The 17,463-nt window shown below is 59.6% G+C and carries 16 protein-coding genes, 1 tRNA gene and 1 pseudogene; 8 read left to right on the forward strand and 10 right to left on the reverse strand.

What is annotated here, in order from left to right:
- Positions 1 to 36 precede the first annotated feature (36 nt).
- Entirely contained in the window at positions 37 to 300 is a 264-nt protein-coding gene (locus AC3I0A_RS18590; protein ID WP_489373681.1) for a DUF4404 family protein, read from the forward strand.
- A gap of 202 nt (positions 301 to 502) precedes the next feature.
- Here the strand turns inward: AC3I0A_RS18590 and queF are convergent, their stop codons facing one another.
- Entirely contained in the window at positions 503 to 1,333 is an 831-nt protein-coding gene (gene queF, locus AC3I0A_RS18595; protein WP_489373682.1) for an NADPH-dependent 7-cyano-7-deazaguanine reductase QueF, read from the reverse strand.
- 212 nt (positions 1,334 to 1,545) lie between these two features.
- On the opposite strand from queF, the gene AC3I0A_RS18600 reads away from it, so the two are divergent.
- Both AC3I0A_RS18600 and AC3I0A_RS18605 read left to right on the forward strand, forming a co-directional pair.
- A complete protein-coding gene (locus AC3I0A_RS18600) occupies positions 1,546 to 2,226 on the forward strand; it encodes a heavy metal response regulator transcription factor (protein ID WP_489373683.1) in 681 nt (226 codons plus the stop codon).
- Entirely contained in the window at positions 2,226 to 3,587 is a 1,362-nt protein-coding gene (locus tag AC3I0A_RS18605) for a heavy metal sensor histidine kinase (RefSeq protein WP_489373684.1), read from the forward strand. Before AC3I0A_RS18600 ends, AC3I0A_RS18605 begins: the two co-directional genes overlap by 1 nt.
- Positions 3,588 to 3,684: 97 nt before the next feature.
- Here the strand turns inward: AC3I0A_RS18605 and AC3I0A_RS18610 are convergent, their stop codons facing one another.
- The 3 genes from AC3I0A_RS18610 to AC3I0A_RS18620 all read right to left on the reverse strand — a co-directional run bounded on the left by AC3I0A_RS18610 (position 3,685) and on the right by AC3I0A_RS18620 (position 6,937).
- Positions 3,685 to 4,929 (reverse strand): lipoprotein-releasing ABC transporter permease subunit, encoded by a 1,245-nt coding sequence (locus AC3I0A_RS18610; RefSeq protein WP_489373685.1) that lies wholly within the window; start codon positions 4,927 to 4,929, stop codon positions 3,685 to 3,687.
- Between the two features lie 66 nt (positions 4,930 to 4,995).
- On the reverse strand, positions 4,996 to 5,679 hold the full coding sequence (gene lolD / locus AC3I0A_RS18615) for a lipoprotein-releasing ABC transporter ATP-binding protein LolD (protein ID WP_489373686.1): 684 nt from the start codon (positions 5,677 to 5,679) through the stop codon (positions 4,996 to 4,998).
- A gap of 7 nt (positions 5,680 to 5,686) precedes the next feature.
- Positions 5,687 to 6,937: a lipoprotein-releasing ABC transporter permease subunit gene (locus AC3I0A_RS18620; RefSeq protein WP_489373688.1), complete on the reverse strand. Its 1,251-nt coding sequence runs from the start codon at positions 6,935 to 6,937 to the stop codon at positions 5,687 to 5,689.
- A 94-nt stretch (positions 6,938 to 7,031) separates the two neighbouring features.
- Between AC3I0A_RS18620 and AC3I0A_RS18625 the strand changes: the two genes are divergently transcribed.
- Together AC3I0A_RS18625 and AC3I0A_RS18630 are read left to right on the forward strand one after the other, a co-directional pair.
- Positions 7,032 to 7,619 carry a PilZ domain-containing protein gene (locus AC3I0A_RS18625; protein ID WP_489373690.1) on the forward strand — a complete coding sequence of 196 codons (588 nt, stop codon included), beginning with the start codon at positions 7,032 to 7,034 and terminating at the stop codon, positions 7,617 to 7,619.
- Between the two features lie 13 nt (positions 7,620 to 7,632).
- Complete coding sequence (locus AC3I0A_RS18630) at positions 7,633 to 8,355, forward strand: glycerophosphodiester phosphodiesterase (RefSeq protein ID WP_489373692.1); 723 nt, start codon at positions 7,633 to 7,635, stop codon at positions 8,353 to 8,355.
- A gap of 42 nt (positions 8,356 to 8,397) precedes the next feature.
- Here the strand turns inward: AC3I0A_RS18630 and sthA are convergent, their stop codons facing one another.
- Positions 8,398 to 9,792, reverse strand: coding sequence for a Si-specific NAD(P)(+) transhydrogenase (sthA, locus tag AC3I0A_RS18635; protein WP_489373694.1), 1,395 nt, complete (start codon positions 9,790 to 9,792; stop codon positions 8,398 to 8,400).
- Positions 9,793 to 10,002: 210 nt separating this feature from the next.
- Complete coding sequence (locus AC3I0A_RS18640; RefSeq protein ID WP_489378544.1) at positions 10,003 to 11,010, reverse strand: FAD:protein FMN transferase; 1,008 nt, start codon at positions 11,008 to 11,010, stop codon at positions 10,003 to 10,005.
- Positions 11,011 to 11,228: 218 nt separating this feature from the next.
- Between AC3I0A_RS18640 and AC3I0A_RS18645 the strand changes: the two genes are divergently transcribed.
- Positions 11,229 to 11,426 (forward strand): hypothetical protein, encoded by a 198-nt coding sequence (locus tag AC3I0A_RS18645; RefSeq protein WP_489373696.1) that lies wholly within the window; start codon positions 11,229 to 11,231, stop codon positions 11,424 to 11,426.
- Here AC3I0A_RS18645 and AC3I0A_RS18650 read toward each other — a convergent pair.
- Complete coding sequence (locus AC3I0A_RS18650; protein ID WP_489373698.1) at positions 11,423 to 11,656, reverse strand: hypothetical protein; 234 nt, start codon at positions 11,654 to 11,656, stop codon at positions 11,423 to 11,425. The two genes, AC3I0A_RS18645 and AC3I0A_RS18650, sit on opposite strands and share 4 nt — an antisense overlap.
- Before the next feature lie 264 nt (positions 11,657 to 11,920).
- On the opposite strand from AC3I0A_RS18650, the gene AC3I0A_RS18655 reads away from it, so the two are divergent.
- Positions 11,921 to 11,996, forward strand: a tRNA-Asn gene (locus tag AC3I0A_RS18655).
- A gap of 99 nt (positions 11,997 to 12,095) precedes the next feature.
- A pseudogene (locus tag AC3I0A_RS18660) lies at positions 12,096 to 12,452 on the forward strand (tyrosine-type recombinase/integrase); the annotation flags it as partial.
- A gap of 4 nt (positions 12,453 to 12,456) precedes the next feature.
- Here AC3I0A_RS18660 and AC3I0A_RS18665 read toward each other — a convergent pair.
- From AC3I0A_RS18665 to AC3I0A_RS18675, 3 genes are all read right to left on the reverse strand, one after another.
- Positions 12,457 to 15,543, reverse strand: coding sequence for an efflux RND transporter permease subunit (locus AC3I0A_RS18665; protein ID WP_489373700.1), 3,087 nt, complete (start codon positions 15,541 to 15,543; stop codon positions 12,457 to 12,459).
- Complete coding sequence (locus AC3I0A_RS18670; protein ID WP_489373701.1) at positions 15,540 to 16,661, reverse strand: efflux RND transporter periplasmic adaptor subunit; 1,122 nt, start codon at positions 16,659 to 16,661, stop codon at positions 15,540 to 15,542. The genes AC3I0A_RS18665 and AC3I0A_RS18670 overlap by 4 nt, the downstream gene beginning before the upstream one ends.
- Positions 16,662 to 16,836: 175 nt before the next feature.
- On the reverse strand, positions 16,837 to 17,457 hold the full coding sequence (locus tag AC3I0A_RS18675; RefSeq protein WP_489373703.1) for a TetR/AcrR family transcriptional regulator: 621 nt from the start codon (positions 17,455 to 17,457) through the stop codon (positions 16,837 to 16,839).
- Positions 17,458 to 17,463 lie beyond the last annotated feature (6 nt).

Consider the following 17,463-nt stretch of genomic DNA (forward strand, 5'->3'; position numbering starts at 1 on the left):
GTCCATCCCTGTGCCTATCAATAAAGGGAGAACGCCATGCCTGCCCGCGACCTGCAAAAACAGCTCGAGACCCTGCGCGAGCAATTGGAGCAGAACCCACCGCTTTCGGAAGCAGAACGCGCCGATCTGCAATTGCTGATGCAACAGATCGAACTCGAGATCGAACTTGAGAGAAAAACCCAGGACACCAGCCTGGCCGATGGCGTCAATCTCGCCGTAGAACGCTTCGAAGTTGATCATCCCGCGATTGCCGGCACCTTGCGCAATATCGTGCTAGCGCTCGGTAATATGGGAATCTAAAACACCCCCCATACAAAAGCCCCGCTCGTTAAAGCGGGGCTTTTTCGTTTTTGCGGTATTGAACGCAACCTGGCGATCACCGCCAACCCAATGTGGGAGCGGCGGTGCGGCGATCCGACTTGCTCGCTATGCGGACACCGCGGTTCATCAGGAAAACCGCGTCATCGTTCATCGCGAGCAAGCTCGCTCCCACATTAGATCTTCATTGGCGGACCAATCTGAGGTTCGGCAACTCCACCACTTCAGTGCTGCGGTACGGATTGATATCCAGACCGCCACGGCGCACGTAACGCGCATAGACCGTGAGTTTCTCCGGCTTGAGCAGGCGTTGCAGGTCGAGGAAGATCCGCTCCACGCATTGCTCGTGGAAGTCCGCGTGCTGACGGAAGCTCACCAGATAGGCCAACAGGCTGGCGTGATCCAGCGCTGCGCCACGATATTCCACCGCAACGCTGCCCCAATCCGGCTGGCCAGTCACCGGGCAATTGGATTTGAGCAGATGGCTGTGCACGCTCTCCTCGATCACCCGCGAATCATCGCAACGCAGCAATTGCGGACGCGGCTGCTCGTAGTCGCTGACGCTGACATCCAGCTCGTCGATACAGACACCCGGCAACCCGGCCACACCTTCGGCCTGGACTTCACCCAGGCTGCGAATCCGCACGCCCACCGGCTTGCCGGCCGCAGCCGACAAATCTGCCTGCAAGGTTGCTTCAAGGCTTTGGCGATCAGCGAACGGCGTCTGGTTCAGCGAATTGAGGTACAGCTTGAAGGACTTCGACTCGATGATGTTCGGCGAATCGGCCGGAATGCTGAATTCGCCGATGGCCACCACCGGCTTGCCGGACGGCAGCAACCAGGACAGCTCGAAGCAGTTCCAGAAGTCCACACCCTTATAAGGCAGGGTGTCGGCGCTCAAGCCGAGCTCGGCCCATTTCGCCGCGCGCGGGATCGGGAACAGCAAAGACGGGGTGTACGTGGAGATGTATTCACTGGACTTGCCCAGCGGCGAGTGTTCGGCTGCGGGATGCATGGCGGAAACCTGACTAAATAAACCCGACAAGTCTATCAGCCTTTGCTCCCGTCTTTGAGTGCGAAGCGCTTACTGGCTGACGGTAAGCTTTGGGATACTCTAATAGCGCGCCGCGGCCAGCCAACTGACTGCTGGATTACAACTTTGTCAGGTTGCGCCACATCGCAGCCGCCCACGGTATAAAGCTCCTGTCCGTTTGCCATGAGTCGCCCATGAAACTGCTGATCGTCGAAGACCAACCGAAAACCGGGCAATACCTGCGCCAGGGACTGAGTGAAGCCGGCTTCAACGCCGAACTGGTGGCCGATGGCACCACCGGCCAGCACCTGGCGCTGAGCGGCGATTACGCGCTGTTGATCCTGGATGTGATGCTACCCGGTCGCGACGGCTGGCAGATTCTGCAAGCGGTGCGCAGCGCAGGCCTGGACATGCCGGTGCTGTTTCTGACCGCCCGCGACGCCGTGGAGGACCGCGTGCATGGCCTCGAACTGGGCGCCGATGACTATCTGGTCAAGCCCTTCGCGTTCTCCGAACTCCTCGCCCGCGTGCGAAGTCTGTTGCGCCGAGGCAGCGCCACACCTCAAGAAACCAGCCTGCAACTGGCCGATTTGCGCCTGGACCTGATTCGTCGGCGGGTCGAACGCAATGGTCAGCGCATCGACCTCACCGCCAAGGAGTTCGCCTTGCTGGAGATGCTGTTGCGGCGTCAGGGCGAAGTGCTGCCCAAATCCTTGATCGCCTCGCAGGTCTGGGACATGAATTTCGACAGCGACACCAATGTCATTGAGGTCGCTATTCGACGCTTGCGCCTGAAAATCGACGATGACTACCCGAACAAATTGATTCATACCGTGCGTGGCATGGGTTACGTCCTTGAAGAGCGCCCGGCCTGATGCGCCGGCTTTCCCTGAGCAGCCGCCTGGCGTTGTTGTTTGCCGCCTGCACTGCGGTGGTTTCGTTGTTGGCCGGCGTGCTTTTCAGCCGCGCCAGCGAAGGGCACTTCATCGAACTCGACCAGCAACTGCTCGACGGCAAACTGATCGCCCTGCGCAGCGCCTTGCAGGGCGCCGATGATCCGGCGCGCTTTGCCGAACGCAAAGCCCGGCTGCAGGATGAACTCAACCATCAACCGGACCTGTCGCTGCGGGTCAGTGCCGCAGATGGCAGCGTCTGGTTCACCAGCTCAAGCGCCCTGCCCGCTGACTTGCCGTCCGAGCCCGGCTTGCACAGCCGGCAAAGCGCCGACAGCACTTACCGGGTCTACAGCGCTGCGCTTGCGCCGGACAAGCCGGACTCCCCGCAACTGACCCTGCTGCTCGACATCACGCACCACCAGCACTTCCTGCAACGCATGCAGCACTTGATCTGGCTGACGGTTGGCCTCTCAGCGCTCGTCACCGCGTTACTGGGTGCCTGGGCGGCACGCAGCGGTTTGCGTCCACTGCGACGCATGAGTGAGGTCGCTGCCAGCGTATCCGCCAGTTCGCTGACCAAACGCCTGCCCCACGATCAGATGCCGGCCGAACTCGCCGAACTGGCCCACACCTTCAACGCCATGCTCGAGCGTCTCGACGATTCGTTCCAGCGGCTGTCGGCGTTTTCCGCCGACATCGCCCATGAACTGCGCACACCGCTGTCGAACCTGCTGACCCACACCCAGGTCACCCTCACCCGCCCACGTCCGCTGGAAGATTATCGCGAGGCGCTGCACAGCAACCTCGAAGAGCTGCAATGGATGGCGCAACTGGTCAACGACATGCTGTACCTGGCCAAAGCCGATCACGGGTTGCTCATCCCCAAGCGCGAACCTTTGGAGCTCGGGGACGAGGTGGACCTGTTGCTGGAGTTTTTCGCACCGCTGGCGGAGGAAACACAGATCAGCCTGACCCGTGAAGGCCACGCGCGTTTTGCCGGGGACCGCAGCATGCTGCGTCGCGCGCTCTCCAATCTGCTGGACAATGCGCTGCGGTTTACCCCGCCAGCGGGTGAAGTGAGGGTGCGGATTGTCGATATCGCCAAAGGCCTGAGCCTGAGTATCGAGAACAGCGCAAACGCGATTGACCAAGCGTTATTGCCGCGTTTGTTCGATCGTTTTTACCGGGCGGACCCGGCGCGCCGCGAAGGCAGCAGTGAACATGCGGGATTGGGATTGGCGATCACCCAGTCGATCATCCGCGCCCATGGCGGGCAGATTCGTTGTGAGTCGGATAAGGGGTGGACGCGGTTTGTGATTGAGTTGCCAAAGGTGGATTGATGTCAGCAGGTCTGGCCTCTTCGCGGGCAAGCCCGCTCCCACAGGATGTATATAGCCCTTGTGGGAGCGGGCTTGCCCGCGAAAGCGGCGTTACGGCTTACGAATATCTCAACGCATCCGCCGGCTGAATCTTCGACGCGCGCCAGGCCGGGTAAACCGTGGCCAGGAAGCTCAGCACAAAACCCGCACCGCAGATCAGCGCCACATCCACGCCTTGCAGTTCAGACGGCAGGTTGCTGACGAAGTACACGTCGGAACTGAAGATGTGCTGCCCGCTGACCCGCTCCAGCCACCCCACCAGCTCGCTCACGTTCAGCGCCGCGATCACGCCGAGAATACCGCCGATCAAGGTGCCGACGATCCCGATCACGGTGCCCTGAACCATGAAGATCGCCATGATCTGCCGCGGTGTGGCGCCGATGGTCCGCAGGATCGCAATATCCGCGCCCTTGTCGTTCACCACCATGATCAAGGTCGCGATGATGTTGAACGCAGCCACGGCGACGATCATCAGCAACAGCAGACCGATCATGGTCTTTTCCATCTTCATCGCACTGAACAGGCTGCCTTGCGTGTGAGTCCAGTCATCGGCCTTGAAATCGGCACCCAAGCCATTGGCGATAGCCGTCGACACCTGTGGCGCGGCATAGAGATCCTTCACCGCCAGACGAACGCTTTGTACCTGATTCGGCTGCCAATGCTGCATTTGCGCGGCATCGGCGACGTGAATCAACGCCATGGAGCCATCCAGCTCGGCACCGACCTTGAACACCCCGACCACATTCAGACGCTGCATGCGCGGGGTGATGCCCCCCGGCGCGGAGCTGATTTCCGGGACAATCAGGGTCAGTTTGTCGCCGACATTCAACCGGAAGCGGCGCGCGGTGATTTCGCCGAGCACCACGCCAAACTCGCCCGGCTTAAGGGCATCCAGACGGCCCTGCACAATGTGCTGGGTGACGATGGAGACTTTGCCCTCCTGAGCCGGGTCGATGCCGCTGATCTGGATCGGCTGCATCGAGCCCTTGTAGGACAGCATGCCCTCCATCTCGGTGAACGGCACCGCAGCCGTCACTTCGGGATTCTTCATGGCGGCCGCCGCCACCGGTTGCCAATCATCGATCGGATTGACGCCGACGATGGTCGCGTGGGGCACCATGCCGAGGATGCGCGAGCTCATTTCGCGCTGAAAGCCGTTCATCACCGACAGCACCACGATCATCGCCAGCACGCCGAGGGCGAGACCGATCATCGAGGTCATCGAGATGAAGGAAACAAAGCGATTGCGGCGCTTGGCGCGGGTATAGCGCGTGCCGATAAAAATCGATAACGGTCTGAACATTCGCTGGGGCACCGTATGAAAATAAAAGACCCGACGCGCTTTTCCGCCACGCCGGGTTTCGGCCAATCAGATGGGCGTCAGGCAACCTTCCTGCAAATGCAGGACGCGATCCATCTGGCGAGCCAGGTTCATGTCGTGAGTCACCACCAGGAACGCAGTGCGCATCGAGGTGCTGAGCTCCAGCATCAAATCCTGAATGCCCTGGGCGGTGTGCGAATCGAGGTTGCCGGTCGGCTCGTCGAGCATCACCAGGCCTGGATTGTTGACCAATGCACGGGCGATGGCCACACGCTGGCGCTCGCCACCGGACAGCTCCGCCGGTTTGTGCTCCAGGCGATGACCCAGCCCTACCCGCTCCAGCAAGGCCGTCGCGCGTTGACGGGCCTGCGGGATTGCCGTGCGACCGATCAGCAGCGGCATGCAGACGTTTTCCAGCGCGGTGAACTCAGGCAGCAAGTGGTGGAACTGGTAAACGAAACCCAGCGACCGATTGCGCAGCAGACCGCGAGCCTTTTCATTCAGCGCCGACAGCTCTTCACCGGCCAGCCAGACACTGCCCTTGGTGGGCGTATCGAGGCCGCCCAGCAGGTTGAGCAAGGTACTTTTGCCCGAACCCGAGGTACCGACAATCGCCACGCGCTCACCCGGATGCAGTTCCAGTTGCAGACCGGCCAGAACCTCTACCGATTCCGGGCCTTCCTCGTAGGATTTGCCCAGGTTGCGGCAGCTCAAGATTGCTTTATCACTCATGCCCGACTCACTCATAACGTAGCGCCTCCGCAGGCTGGGTGCGCGCAGCACGCCAGGCTGGATACAGGGTGGCGAGGAAACTCAGGACCAACGCGGCGGCGCAGACCATCAACACATCTTCGGCCATCAGTTGCGACGGCAAGTAGTCGATGAAGTAAACGTCGGCGTTCAGGAATTTGTGTCCGATCAAGCCTTCCAGACCGGAGATCGCCGCACTGACATTCAGCGCGGCAAAGATCCCCACCACCGCGCCGATCAACGTACCCACCACACCGATCACCGTGCCCTGGACCATGAAGATCGCCATGATCTGCCCCGGCGTAGAGCCGAGGGTGCGCAGAATCGCGATGTCGCCTTTCTTGTCATTCACCACCATCACCAGCGTGGAGATGATGTTGAAGGCAGCCACGGCAACGATCAGCAGCAACAGCAGGCCGATCATGGCTTTTTCCATGCGGATGGCCTGATACAGGTTGCCGTGGGTGCGGGTCCAGTCGCGGGCGTAGTAACGATCTTCACCGAACTGCTGAGCGATGTTCCACGCCGTGCGTGGCGCCTGGAACAGGTCGTCGAACTTCAGCCGCAGGCCCTGGACCTGATCCGGTTTCCAGCGATGCAATCGCGCCAGATCCTGCAGGTTGGTGACGCCCAGGTAACCGTCGATCTCTCCGGCGCCGACATGGAAGATGCCGACCACGGTAAAGCGTTTCATGCGCGGGAACATCCCGGCCGGGGTGACAGTCACTTCCGGGGCAACGAAGGTCAGTTTGTCGCCAATGCCTGCGCCGAGCTTGGCCGCTGCCTTATCGCCGATAACAATGCCAAAGCTGCCGGGCGACAGGTCGTCCAGTTTGCCCTGCTGCATGAAGTTATCGATGATCGAAACCTGGCGCTCTTGCGCAGGATCGATGGCATTGAGCAGCACCTTGGAAACCTTGCCGTTGTTGGTCAGCAAACCCTGCATCTGGGTGAACGGCGCAACGGCCACCACCTGCGGGTTTTGCTTGACCCTGGCGGCCAGGCTTTGCCAGTCATCGATGGCTTCACCGGACTCGATGGTCGCGTGGGGCACCATGCCCAACACGCGGGTGCGCATCTCATGATCGAAGCCGTTCATCACCGATAACACGACGATCATCACGACGACGCCGAGAGCGAGCCCGATCATCGAGGTCAGGGAAATGAATGACACAAAATGATTGCGACGCTTTGCACGGGTATAACGCGTGCCAATAAATACGAAGAGAGGTCTGAACATGTCGGGGCTTGTTCGGAGGGAAAAGGAACGTCCTTGTGGCGGGGGTCGACAACCAGCTTTACACTCAGACCACCGCCGCTACCATGGGTTCGCCATGTCGACATTAGATGAAGAAGATCGCCGCGAATACTACCGTATCGAGGACACGATCGCACTGGAAATTAGGCCCCTGTCTGCCCACGAAGCCGCAGACCAGGAAGTGTTGCAGGATGAGTCACCGCTGTTCAATCTGCTCAGCGAACTGCACCTGAGCGAATTCGAGTCACAGCACCTGCTCAGGCAGATCAGCGAGCGCGATCGAGCCATGGCCGCTTACCTGAAGGTGCTGAACAAGCGTATCGACCTGCTTGGCCAGGTGGTGGCGCAAACCGTGCTCGACAAGTTCGACGAGCCACAGCATGTGGTGCTGTCGGAAGGCGGCATGGAGTTCGAGCATCACCTCGCCTACCCGCCCGACAGCCATCTGGCGATCAAGCTATTGCTGATGCCGCAAGCATTGGGCTTGCTGTTGCGAGCCAAGGTCACTCACTGTGAACCGGAGGGCTTCGGCACGTTCAAGCTCGGCACCGAGTTCGAGTCCCTGACCGATGCGCAACGCCAGTTGCTGGCCCGCCATATCTTGCAGAAACAGGCGCAAGAGCGACGCCTTGCACGCGAACAGAACGAATCGCCAGGCAATTAATTAAGGAAGAACCGTGACCCTTATCTACGGCCACCGCGGCGCCAAAGGCGAAGCACCGGAAAACACCCTGACCAGCTTTCAGCAATGCCTCAAACACGGGGTACGTCGCTGCGAGCTGGACCTGCATTTGTCCATGGACGGCGAGTTGATGGTGATTCACGACCCGACGCTCAAGCGCACCACTGACCGGCGCGGCAAGGTGGTCGAGCGTTCCGCCGCGGAACTGGTGACCTACGATGCGCGTACGGGGGGCCCGGGCTGGATCAAACCGTGCCCGATCCCCCGTCTGGAAGAGCTGTTCGAAAAATGCGATTTCGAGCACTGGCAGCTGGAGGTCAAGAGTGCTTCGCGCACTCGCGCCGTGACAACGGTGCTGGCGATTCGGGAAATGGCCCAGCGCTTCGGACTGCGGGACAAGATCACCATCACATCGAGTTCAAGGGAAGTGCTGAAAGCCGCGCTGGAACTGACACCGGACGTGTCGCGTGGGCTGGTCGCCGAATACGCCTGGCTCGACCCGTTGAAGGTCGCGCAGAGTTATGGCTGTGAGATTCTGGCGCTGAACTGGACGCTGTGCACTCCCGAGCGCCTGGAAAAAGCCCAGCGCCAGGGCCTGCATGTGTCGGTATGGACAGTCAACGAACCCGCGCTGATGCGCAGGCTCGCCGACTTCGGCGTAGATAGCCTGATTACAGACTTTCCCGGTTTGGCCAGCGCCACTCTCGAGAATTGCTGAAATCGGTCTCCCCGGCCGGCTCAGGCCACCGGCCGGAGCCGCTCAAAAAAGCCGGTTGAGGCCGTCGTAAGCCGCGACCCGATAGGCTTCGGCCATGGTCGGGTAGTTGAACGTGGTGTTGACGAAGTACTTCAGGGTATTGTGCTCGCCCGGCTGGTTCATGATCGCCTGACCGATGTGCACGATCTCCGACGCCTGGTAGCCGAAGCAGTGAACGCCCAGGACTTCCAGGGTTTCACGATGGAACAGGATCTTCAGCATGCCCTGGGGTTCGCCGGCAATTTGCGCGCGCGCCATGCCCTTGAAGAACGCCTTGCCGACTTCGTAAGGCACCTTGGCCTGAGTCAACTCTTGCTCGTTCTTGCCGATCGAGCTGATCTCCGGAATCGTGTAGATGCCGGTCGGCACGTCGTTGACGAAGCGCCAGCTGCCATTGTCGATGATGCTGCCGGCTGCCGAACGACCCTGGTCATGGGCGGCACTGGCCAGGCTCGGCCAGCCGATCACGTCGCCAGCCGCGTAGATGTTCGGCACACAAGTGCGATAGGCCTCGTCCACTTCGATCTGGCCACGGCTGTTGACCTTGACCCCGATGTTTTCCAGGCCTAGCTGATCGGTGTTGCCGGTGCGACCGTTGCACCAGAGCAAGGCATCGGCCTTGATCTTCTTGCCGGACTTGAGGTGCAGGATCACACCGTTGTCCACGCCTTCGACCCGGTCGTAATCTTCGTTGTGGCGCACCGTGATGTTGTTGTTGCTGAAGTGGTAGCTCAGCGCCTGGGAAATCTCGGAGTCGAGGAAGCTCAGCAACTGGCCGCGGTTATCCACCAGCTCCACCAGCACGCCCAGACCACTGAAGATCGAGGCGTATTCGCAACCGATGACCCCGGCGCCGTAAACGATGAGTTTACGTGGCGTGTGGCCCAGGCTCAGGATGGTGTCGCTATCGTAGATACGCGGGTGGTGGAAATCGATGTCGGCCGGGCGATACGGGCGCGAACCGGTGGCAATGATGATCTGCTTGGCTACCAGCTTCTCGACCACGCCGTTGGCGCACACCACTTCGACAGTCTGCTCGTCGGCGAAGCTGCCGGTGCCGAAGAACAAGTCAACCCGGTTGCGCGCGTAATAACCGGTGCGCGAGGCGACCTGCTTGGAGATGACCTTTTCCGCACTCTTGAGTACGTCAGGGAAAGAGAACCAACGCGGCTCACCAATGGCCCGGAACATCGGGTTGGTGTTGAATTGCATGATCTGCCGTACCGAGTGACGCAAGGCCTTGGACGGGATGGTCCCCAGGTGGGTGCAGTTGCCGCCGACCTGACGACGGCTATCGACCATCGCCACCTTGCGCCCCGCTTTGGCGGCGTTCATTGCCGCACCTTCTCCTGCGGGGCCGGAACCCAGCACCACCACGTCGTAGTTGTAGACAGCCATGCGTACTCCTCAGAACAGGCCGAGACACCACTCTGGCGTCTCCGGCTAAATCATGCCGCGGCCGGCGGCATGAAGGAACAATTTGGGTCAGTCACGAATCGGGACACAGTCTATAGAAGCTTCAACGCCGCGCACATTACCCCTTGGCCGCGTCGTAGGCTACTTCTGCCTGCACTACATCGTTATCGTGAAACACCGACACTCGCGTCATTACTCGGTTGTTTCGGCGACCAGACGATCAAAAGCCTGGCTGGTGCGTGTGACGAAACCTGTGTCGGCACGAATCACAAAAAATGCACCGACATTATGTTTTTCTGCGTAATCCCAACCCCGTTGCGGGCCAAGGATCAGCAGCAGCGTCGATAAGCCATCGGCCATCAGTGCCGAAGGATGAATCACTGTCACTGACGCCAGAGCATGTTCGACCGGTGCACCGGTGCGGGCATCGAAGGTGTGGGAATAACGCCGTCCATCCTGCTCGAAATAATTACGATAGTCGCCAGACGTGGAAACACCGTAACCGTCCACCGCGATCACCCGCTCGGCCACCTGCTGATCGTCCCTGGGCTCTTCCAGAGCGACCCGCCAGGGCGAGCCATCGAGTTTTTTACCGGCAGCCTTGAGTTCGCCGGTGACTTCAGCAAGGTAGCTGTCGATGCCCATGGCGGTCAGCTGCGCAGCGATTCGGTCCACGGCGTAACCAGCAGCGACGCTATTGAAGTCGACTCCGACCGGCGCATCCTTGCACAGCCGGTCACCCTCGATTCGCAAATGCCCATGACCTACCCGTTGCCGGACCTGCGCCAGCGCCTCGGTGCTCGGGACTTTCTCATTGCGGGCCTGCGGACCGAAACCCCACAGGTTCAGCAGCGGTTCCACGGTCAGATCGAACGAACCGTCGCTGTCGATCGACAGTTGTTCGCCGACACGCACCAACTGCAGGATCGACGCGGGCATTGGCTGGCAACTGTTCGCCGGTAAATCGTTGAAGCGCTCGATGTCCGAGTCGCTGCGGTAGGTCGACATCTGTTGATCGACCTCGGCGAGGATCTTCTCGACCTGCTGCCGGACCTCGGCCGGCCCGGGAATGCCGTTGTGGCGCACGTACTTGATTGAATAGGTGCTACCCATGGTCGGACCACCGAAAGTTTCCAGCGAGTCACCATTGCCGCAGCCTGACAGTGCGCCGACCACCAGCAAAAGACCGAGAACCTGCATTGGCCACTTACGCAAACCCCACCCCTCCAAATACTCAATCACCCTGTAAGCAGGTACTTCTCAGGGGATGTGCACTATGCCACCCTGTGCGGGGCGACTCCAATGCCAGTCAGTCAAGCATGGAGTTCCCGAAAAGATCGCAGCCTTTGGCAGCTACGGGATTTATGCCCGCCTGTGAATTCGGAGCGCCAAGCGCCTCTTCCCTGACTAGAGATCACATGAAAAACGATAACTTGCGCGCTGACCGCGACGAACTGGACAGTTTCATCCCCCGCAAACAGGCCAAACGCAGCAGCGGACTGGTCTGGCAAATAGCCACGGGGGTGTTCCTGGGCGGCATGGCGCTGTGGCTGGTGCAACTTGCCGCCACTGCGTTAGCGGCGAAGCTCATGCTCGGCACGCTGACGTTCGGCTAGCCTGCCAGTTCGCTCGAACGCTGGCTGGCAGCGTCGTCAAAGGCTACATAAAGCGATTCCGCGACCTGGCTCTTGATTGCTTTAGCGCTCTCCAGCCCCAAAACAAAACCTTCAGCCTTACCGCCTGCGCGGTTCAGGTCATCGGCTGTACCCGCCTGGGTAATCGCGTCCCACAGCTTTGCGGCTTGAGGGCCAACGCCTTTGGGCAGACTGATCTGATCGATGCTCATGGGGCCACCTCAAACTGTCGTGGAGTGGCGAGGGGTTGTACGGCTGAATACAGGGTCATGGCACCTACCTTTGCGGCTGAAGGCCGGCAGCGCGTGAAACCACTTCCGGGGGGGCATGGTAGACCTGTACCGAGGTTCTGGTAACCGGCAGTCATCGATAAACCACGCATTGCCCATGCTGCGCTAGCGGACTATGCTGATAGTGTTCGCAAAAATCTATTTGCTGCTTGACTTCTCCTTTTCAATCAGTAACATACGCCGCATTCCGCGATAGCTCAGTTGGTAGAGCAAGTGACTGTTAATCACTGGGTCCCTGGTTCGAGTCCAGGTCGTGGAGCCAGACAAGGTTCCAGAGAAGGCTTCAAAAATCTCTGAACCCCCCGAAAAACCCGCCTTATGGCGGGTTTTTTCGTTTTGGCGTTCCGTCGGATTCCGGTGGAAGCGCGGAACGATAGACGTTGCTTTAAGGGTACAAAACTATCTGCAGAGCATCATGCGCGAGGCAAAGCGCCTCCGGTTTATCACCGTAAACCCTGCTTACGACCTCGAAGGCTCGATCAAAGCCTCGCGAGTCGTCTACCGCCCCGCGTTATCCTTATCGCGCTTGCCTTAATTGCAGGAACGGATCGACACCTATAAAGGCCGCGCACTTACCCGGCTGACAGTCTTGCTGTCGCTGCACGTGTTTGTACGCTCCAGCGAGCTGCGCTTCGCCCGCTGGAGCGAGTTCGACCTCAAACGTGGCGTCTGGGAAATACCCGACACGCGACCAGCGTTGGAAGGCGTACCCTTTTCCGGTATCAAGCAACATGAGTGTTCGCTGCAAGCTCATGCGCGGGCTCAGGCTTGATCTTGAACCAGAGGGCGTACATCGCTGGCAGGAACACCAGGGTCAGCACGGTGCCGGCAAACGTACCGCCAATCAGGGTGTAGGCCAGCGTTCCCCAGAACACCGAATGAGTCAGCGGAATGAACGCCAGCATTGCCGCCAGCGCCGTGAGAATCACGGGCCTCGCGCGCTGCACAGTAGCTTCGACCACGGCGTTGTAAGGCGACAGGCCGGCTTGCTCATTGGAGTGAATCTGGCCAATGAGGATCAGCGTGTTGCGCATCAGAATCCCTGACAAGGCAATCAATCCCACCAAGGCGTTGATCCCGAACGGCTGCTGGAACAGCAGCAGAATTGGCACCACACCAATCAGGCCCAAAGGCGCGGTGGCGAACACCATCATCATTGCCGACATCGAGCGCACCTGAATGATGATGGTCAGCAACATCAGCGCAATCATGATCGGGAACAACGGTAGCAATGCCTTGTTCGCTTTACCCGACTCCTCGATCGAGCCGGCAAACTCAATCCGGTAGCCAGCCGGCAGTTTTTCGATGATGGGCTGCAACTGCGTTATCAAGGCGTTGGAGACATCGGGAGGCTGAAGACCTTCAGCCACGTCACCGCGCACGGTTATCGTCGGCGTACGATCACGACGTCGCAGAATGGGCTCCTCCATGCGCACATCCACCGCCCCTACCTGGGACAGCGAAACGCGCTGCCCTTGGGCGCCGGTCAGCGTGAAGGCGGCAATTTTCGACGGATCCAGACGCGTCTCTCCCGCCGAGCGAGCGACCACCTGAACCGAACGAATGTCCTCGCGCACCTCGGTGACAGGCACCCCCGTGAGCAGGAATTGCAACTGTTGCGCGACATCGGTCGAGGTCAAGCCGAATGCTTGCAGGCGATCCTGATCCAGCGTGAGATGAAGCGCCGGTGTGCGCTCGCCCAAGTCGGTGTTGACGGTCCTCATCATGGGGCTGGCGGTCATGACCTCACGCACCTGAGCGGCGATATCCCGCAACACTGCGGGGTCGGCGCCCATCACCCGAAAGGCCACCGGATACGGTGAGTAAGGACCAAATACCAACTGCGTCACCCGCACGCGGGCTTCAGGCGCCAAACCATCGGCCGTGGCTTGCCTGAGCCGAATCTTGAGCGCCTCACGCTCTTGTTGATTCGCCGTCAGGACGACGATTTTTGCGAAGGATGGATCGGGTAGCTCAGGGGCCATCGCCAAATAGAAGCGCGGCGCGCCCTGGCCAATGTAAGCGGTGACGATCTTGGCTTCCGGCTGCTGAGCCAACCACGCCTCGACCTTGGCCGCCGCCACATCAGTCTGTTCGATAGAGGTGCCGTAAGGCATCTGCACCTCAACCAGCACCTCAGGTCGGTCGGATGTTGGAAAGAACTGCTTCTTGACCACGCCCATGCCCAGAATCGCAACAACAAACAAGCCCACGACGGATGTCGCCACCAGGCCTTTGCGGCGGATCACACTGCCCAGCAGGCGCCTGAAACGCTGGTAGTTCGGTGTACCGTAAATCGCCGTATGCCCGCCTTCAGGCACCTTGATCTGCGGCAGCAGTTTGACACCCAGGTAAGGGGTAAACACCACGGCCACCACCCAGGAAGTGATCAGCGCAATGCCAACGATCCAGAACATGTTCGCGGTGTACTCACCAGCGGTCGACTTGGCAAAACCGTTGGGCATAAAGCCGATCGCCGTCACCAACGTCCCCGACAACATCGGCGCGGCCGTGTGGCTCCAGGCATAAGCGGAGGCCTTGATTCGGTCGTAGCCCTCCTCCATCTTCACCACCATCATTTCAATGGCAATGATTGCATCGTCCACCAGCAGCCCCAGCGCCAGAATCAACGAGCCCAGGGTAATTCGATCGAAGTCCTTGCCCGTGGCCGCCATGACAATGAACACGGCCGCCAGGGTCAGCGGCACCGCCGCGGCAACCACAACGCCGACACGCCAGCCCATGCTGAGAAAACACACCAGCAGCACCACGCCCAAGGCAGCAAAAAATTTCACCATGAACTCGTTGACGGAGGCGCCAATATTCACCGCCTGATCCGTGACCTTGGTCAGGCTCATGCCCAAAGGCATCTGCTCGTTGATCGCTGTGGCCTCAGCGTCCAGCGACTTCCCCAAATCCAGGCCGTTCCAGCCGTCGCGCATGACCACGCCGAGCAACAGTGCCGGCTCGCCGTTGTTGCGTACCAGGAACGTCGCGGGGTCCTCATAACCGCGCTTGACCTCAGCCACATCGGACAACTTGAGGGTTCTGCCCTGCACCGTCAGTGGGGTATTACGAATCTTCTGCAGGTCATCAAACGCGCCATCCAGGCGGATGAAAACCTGTGGGCCCTTCGCTTCAACTGAGCCGGCCGGCGTTATCATGTTCTGCGTGTTCAACGCACTGAAGATGTCTCGTGCGGAAATGCCCAGTGTCGCCAGACGCTCGTAGGACAGCTCGACAAAAATGCGCTCGGCCTGTTCACCGATGATGTTGACCTTCTTCACACCCGCCACATGCAGCAGACGCTGGCGCAAGCTCTCGGCTTCGCGCACCAACAGACGTTGCGGCTCGCCCTTGGCCTTGAGCGCATAGAGCGCGAAGGTGACATCGGAATACTCATCATTGACCATCGGGCCGATCACCCCAGGCGGTAACCCCTTCTGCTCATCCAGAATTTTCTTGCGCGCCTGGTAAAACTCCTCCTGGACGGCTGAAGGCGGCGTGCTGTCGAGCAGGTACACCGTAGTGAATGCTAAGCCGGGCCGGGTAAAGGTCTCGGTCCGATCGTACCAACGCAGTTCCTGCATGCGTTTTTCCAGCTTTTCTACCACCTGGTCTTGCATCTCCTGGGCCGTCGCCCCAGGCCAGGCGGTGACCACCGTCATTTGTTTAATGGTGAATGCGGGGTCTTCCGCACGCCCCAGTTTGAAGAAGGCGTACAACCCACCCACAGAAATCAGCAGGATCAAAAACAGGGTGATTGAGCGCTCGCGAACTGCCAGCGTCGAAAGATTGAAGCCGCTCATCGACTCACCTCAACCACCGTTTTTTGCGTGACACCGGCAAGTTCAGTCCTGACTTTCTCTCCCTCATTCAATAGGTGCGCACCCAATGCGACGACACGATCACCCACCTGGAGATCACCCGTCACGCGCACGCTGGCCTCGTTATTCAAGCTGCGAACCTTGATCGGGCGCCATACCACATGCTCCGGTTCTCCCCCAACCACCCAAACACCCGGGCCTTTACCCGCGTCGTAGAGGGCCCCCATGGGCACCTGTAATTCCTTGGCATCAGCAACCTCCGTGTCAGCGATAACCACTGAGATCGTCGAACCCAGGGTGGCGTTGGAGAGCGCCCCCTCCAGCACATAACGCGCTTCAAACGTTCGGGTCTGTCGGTCGGCAGAGTCGGACAACTGGCGTAAACGCGCTTTACCTGCAGTCTGGTGCTGGCCGTATAGCTCAACCGTCCCCGAAGATCCCAAAGCAGGGCGTAACGTCTCGGGCAACTGGATCACCGCCTCGCGCTGCCCTGAGTGGGCAACACGCACCACCACCTGACCTGCGCCAATCACCTGCCCCGGCTCAGCCAAGGTGTCCACCACAACCCCATCAGCATCAGCCAGTAACGTCGAATAACCGGTCGCGTTTTTCGCCACATCAGCCTGGGCTTGGGCAGCGTTGAGTTGGGCTTTCGCCGAGTCGGCAGCCGCTTTGAACCCTGCGTAAGCTGAAGCAGATACCGCTCCGACGGACACCAGATCACGGTAGCGAAGCTCGTCATCGGAGGCCTGCCGGGCTCGGGCCATGGCAGCCAGTACCGCTTCCTGCTGCGCCCTAGCGGTCAGCGTCAGGTCGTTGGCATCGATGCGCATGAGGGGCTGCCCGCGCTTGACACTCTGCCCAGAGTCCACCAAGCGCTCCAAGACTTTCCCAGGTACCCGAAAACCGAGATCGCTCTGAACTCGAGCCGCGACGATACCGGTGAATACCCGTGCCGCAGGTGCTGAGGGTTGAACCACACCAATGCGCACCAAGGGCATCTGGAGACGAGGATCTGCAGGCGTGGCCTCGTTGCAGGCCGTCAGGGAAAACGGCAACAAGCCAATGAAAATGAATGACAGGTGGGGGCGCTGGATCATAGAGACCTCTCAGTAGCGGATGCCCCATGCTTATTCAAGTGACCATTTCTGTCAATAGTCACAATCTAAGTAAATGAACGTCGCCCTGTTGATCAGAGCAACGCAGAAAGGTTAGAGATCCAGTTTTTCAGGCGCGCACGTTGATACGGATGGCAGCGCATCCGTCAGCTGCGGCTTAAGGCATTAGGCTGCGCAGAACAAGATTGGAGATGAGCGAAGGGGCTTCTTCAACAAAATCGAGGTTGTGCTGCAAGAGCAAAGGATTGATGAAGGGCCGCAGAGCAAGATGAATCGCTTCTACTGTCTCGTCCAACGGTGTCTTGCGTTCAAACTCGCCGAGTTCTCGCCCCTCACGCACGATTTGCAACACGAAGTTCTTGATCTGAGCGTCATAGACTTGCGAGCTCGACCAGCGCTCCGACGCGGAGAACGCCGCGATGTCATAGAGTTTACGGTCGTTAAAGAACAGGCTCACACCCGTAGCGATTAGGGTTTTGACCAATCGCCGAAAACGCTCAGTCGGCGAGATGCCGTCTGCATTGATGGCCTGCTCCACAGCTGCAACGATTTCCGTCAGGCAATTGGTACAGATAGCGTTACCAATCGCCTGCTTGGATTCAAAGAACTTGTAGATGTAAGCCTTGGAAAAACCGATGGCCTTGGCTAGGTCAGAAACCGTTGTTTTGCCGTAACCGTACTGACTGAAATGCTCGTTGGCCGCCGCGACAATCTGGTCTCGGATGTCGTGATCGGCTGGGCCACGGGCGCTGGGCGAAGAAACGGATGGCTGATTCATGCGAGC

This window comes from Pseudomonas sp. KH_024_B2 (genome assembly GCF_057839965.1).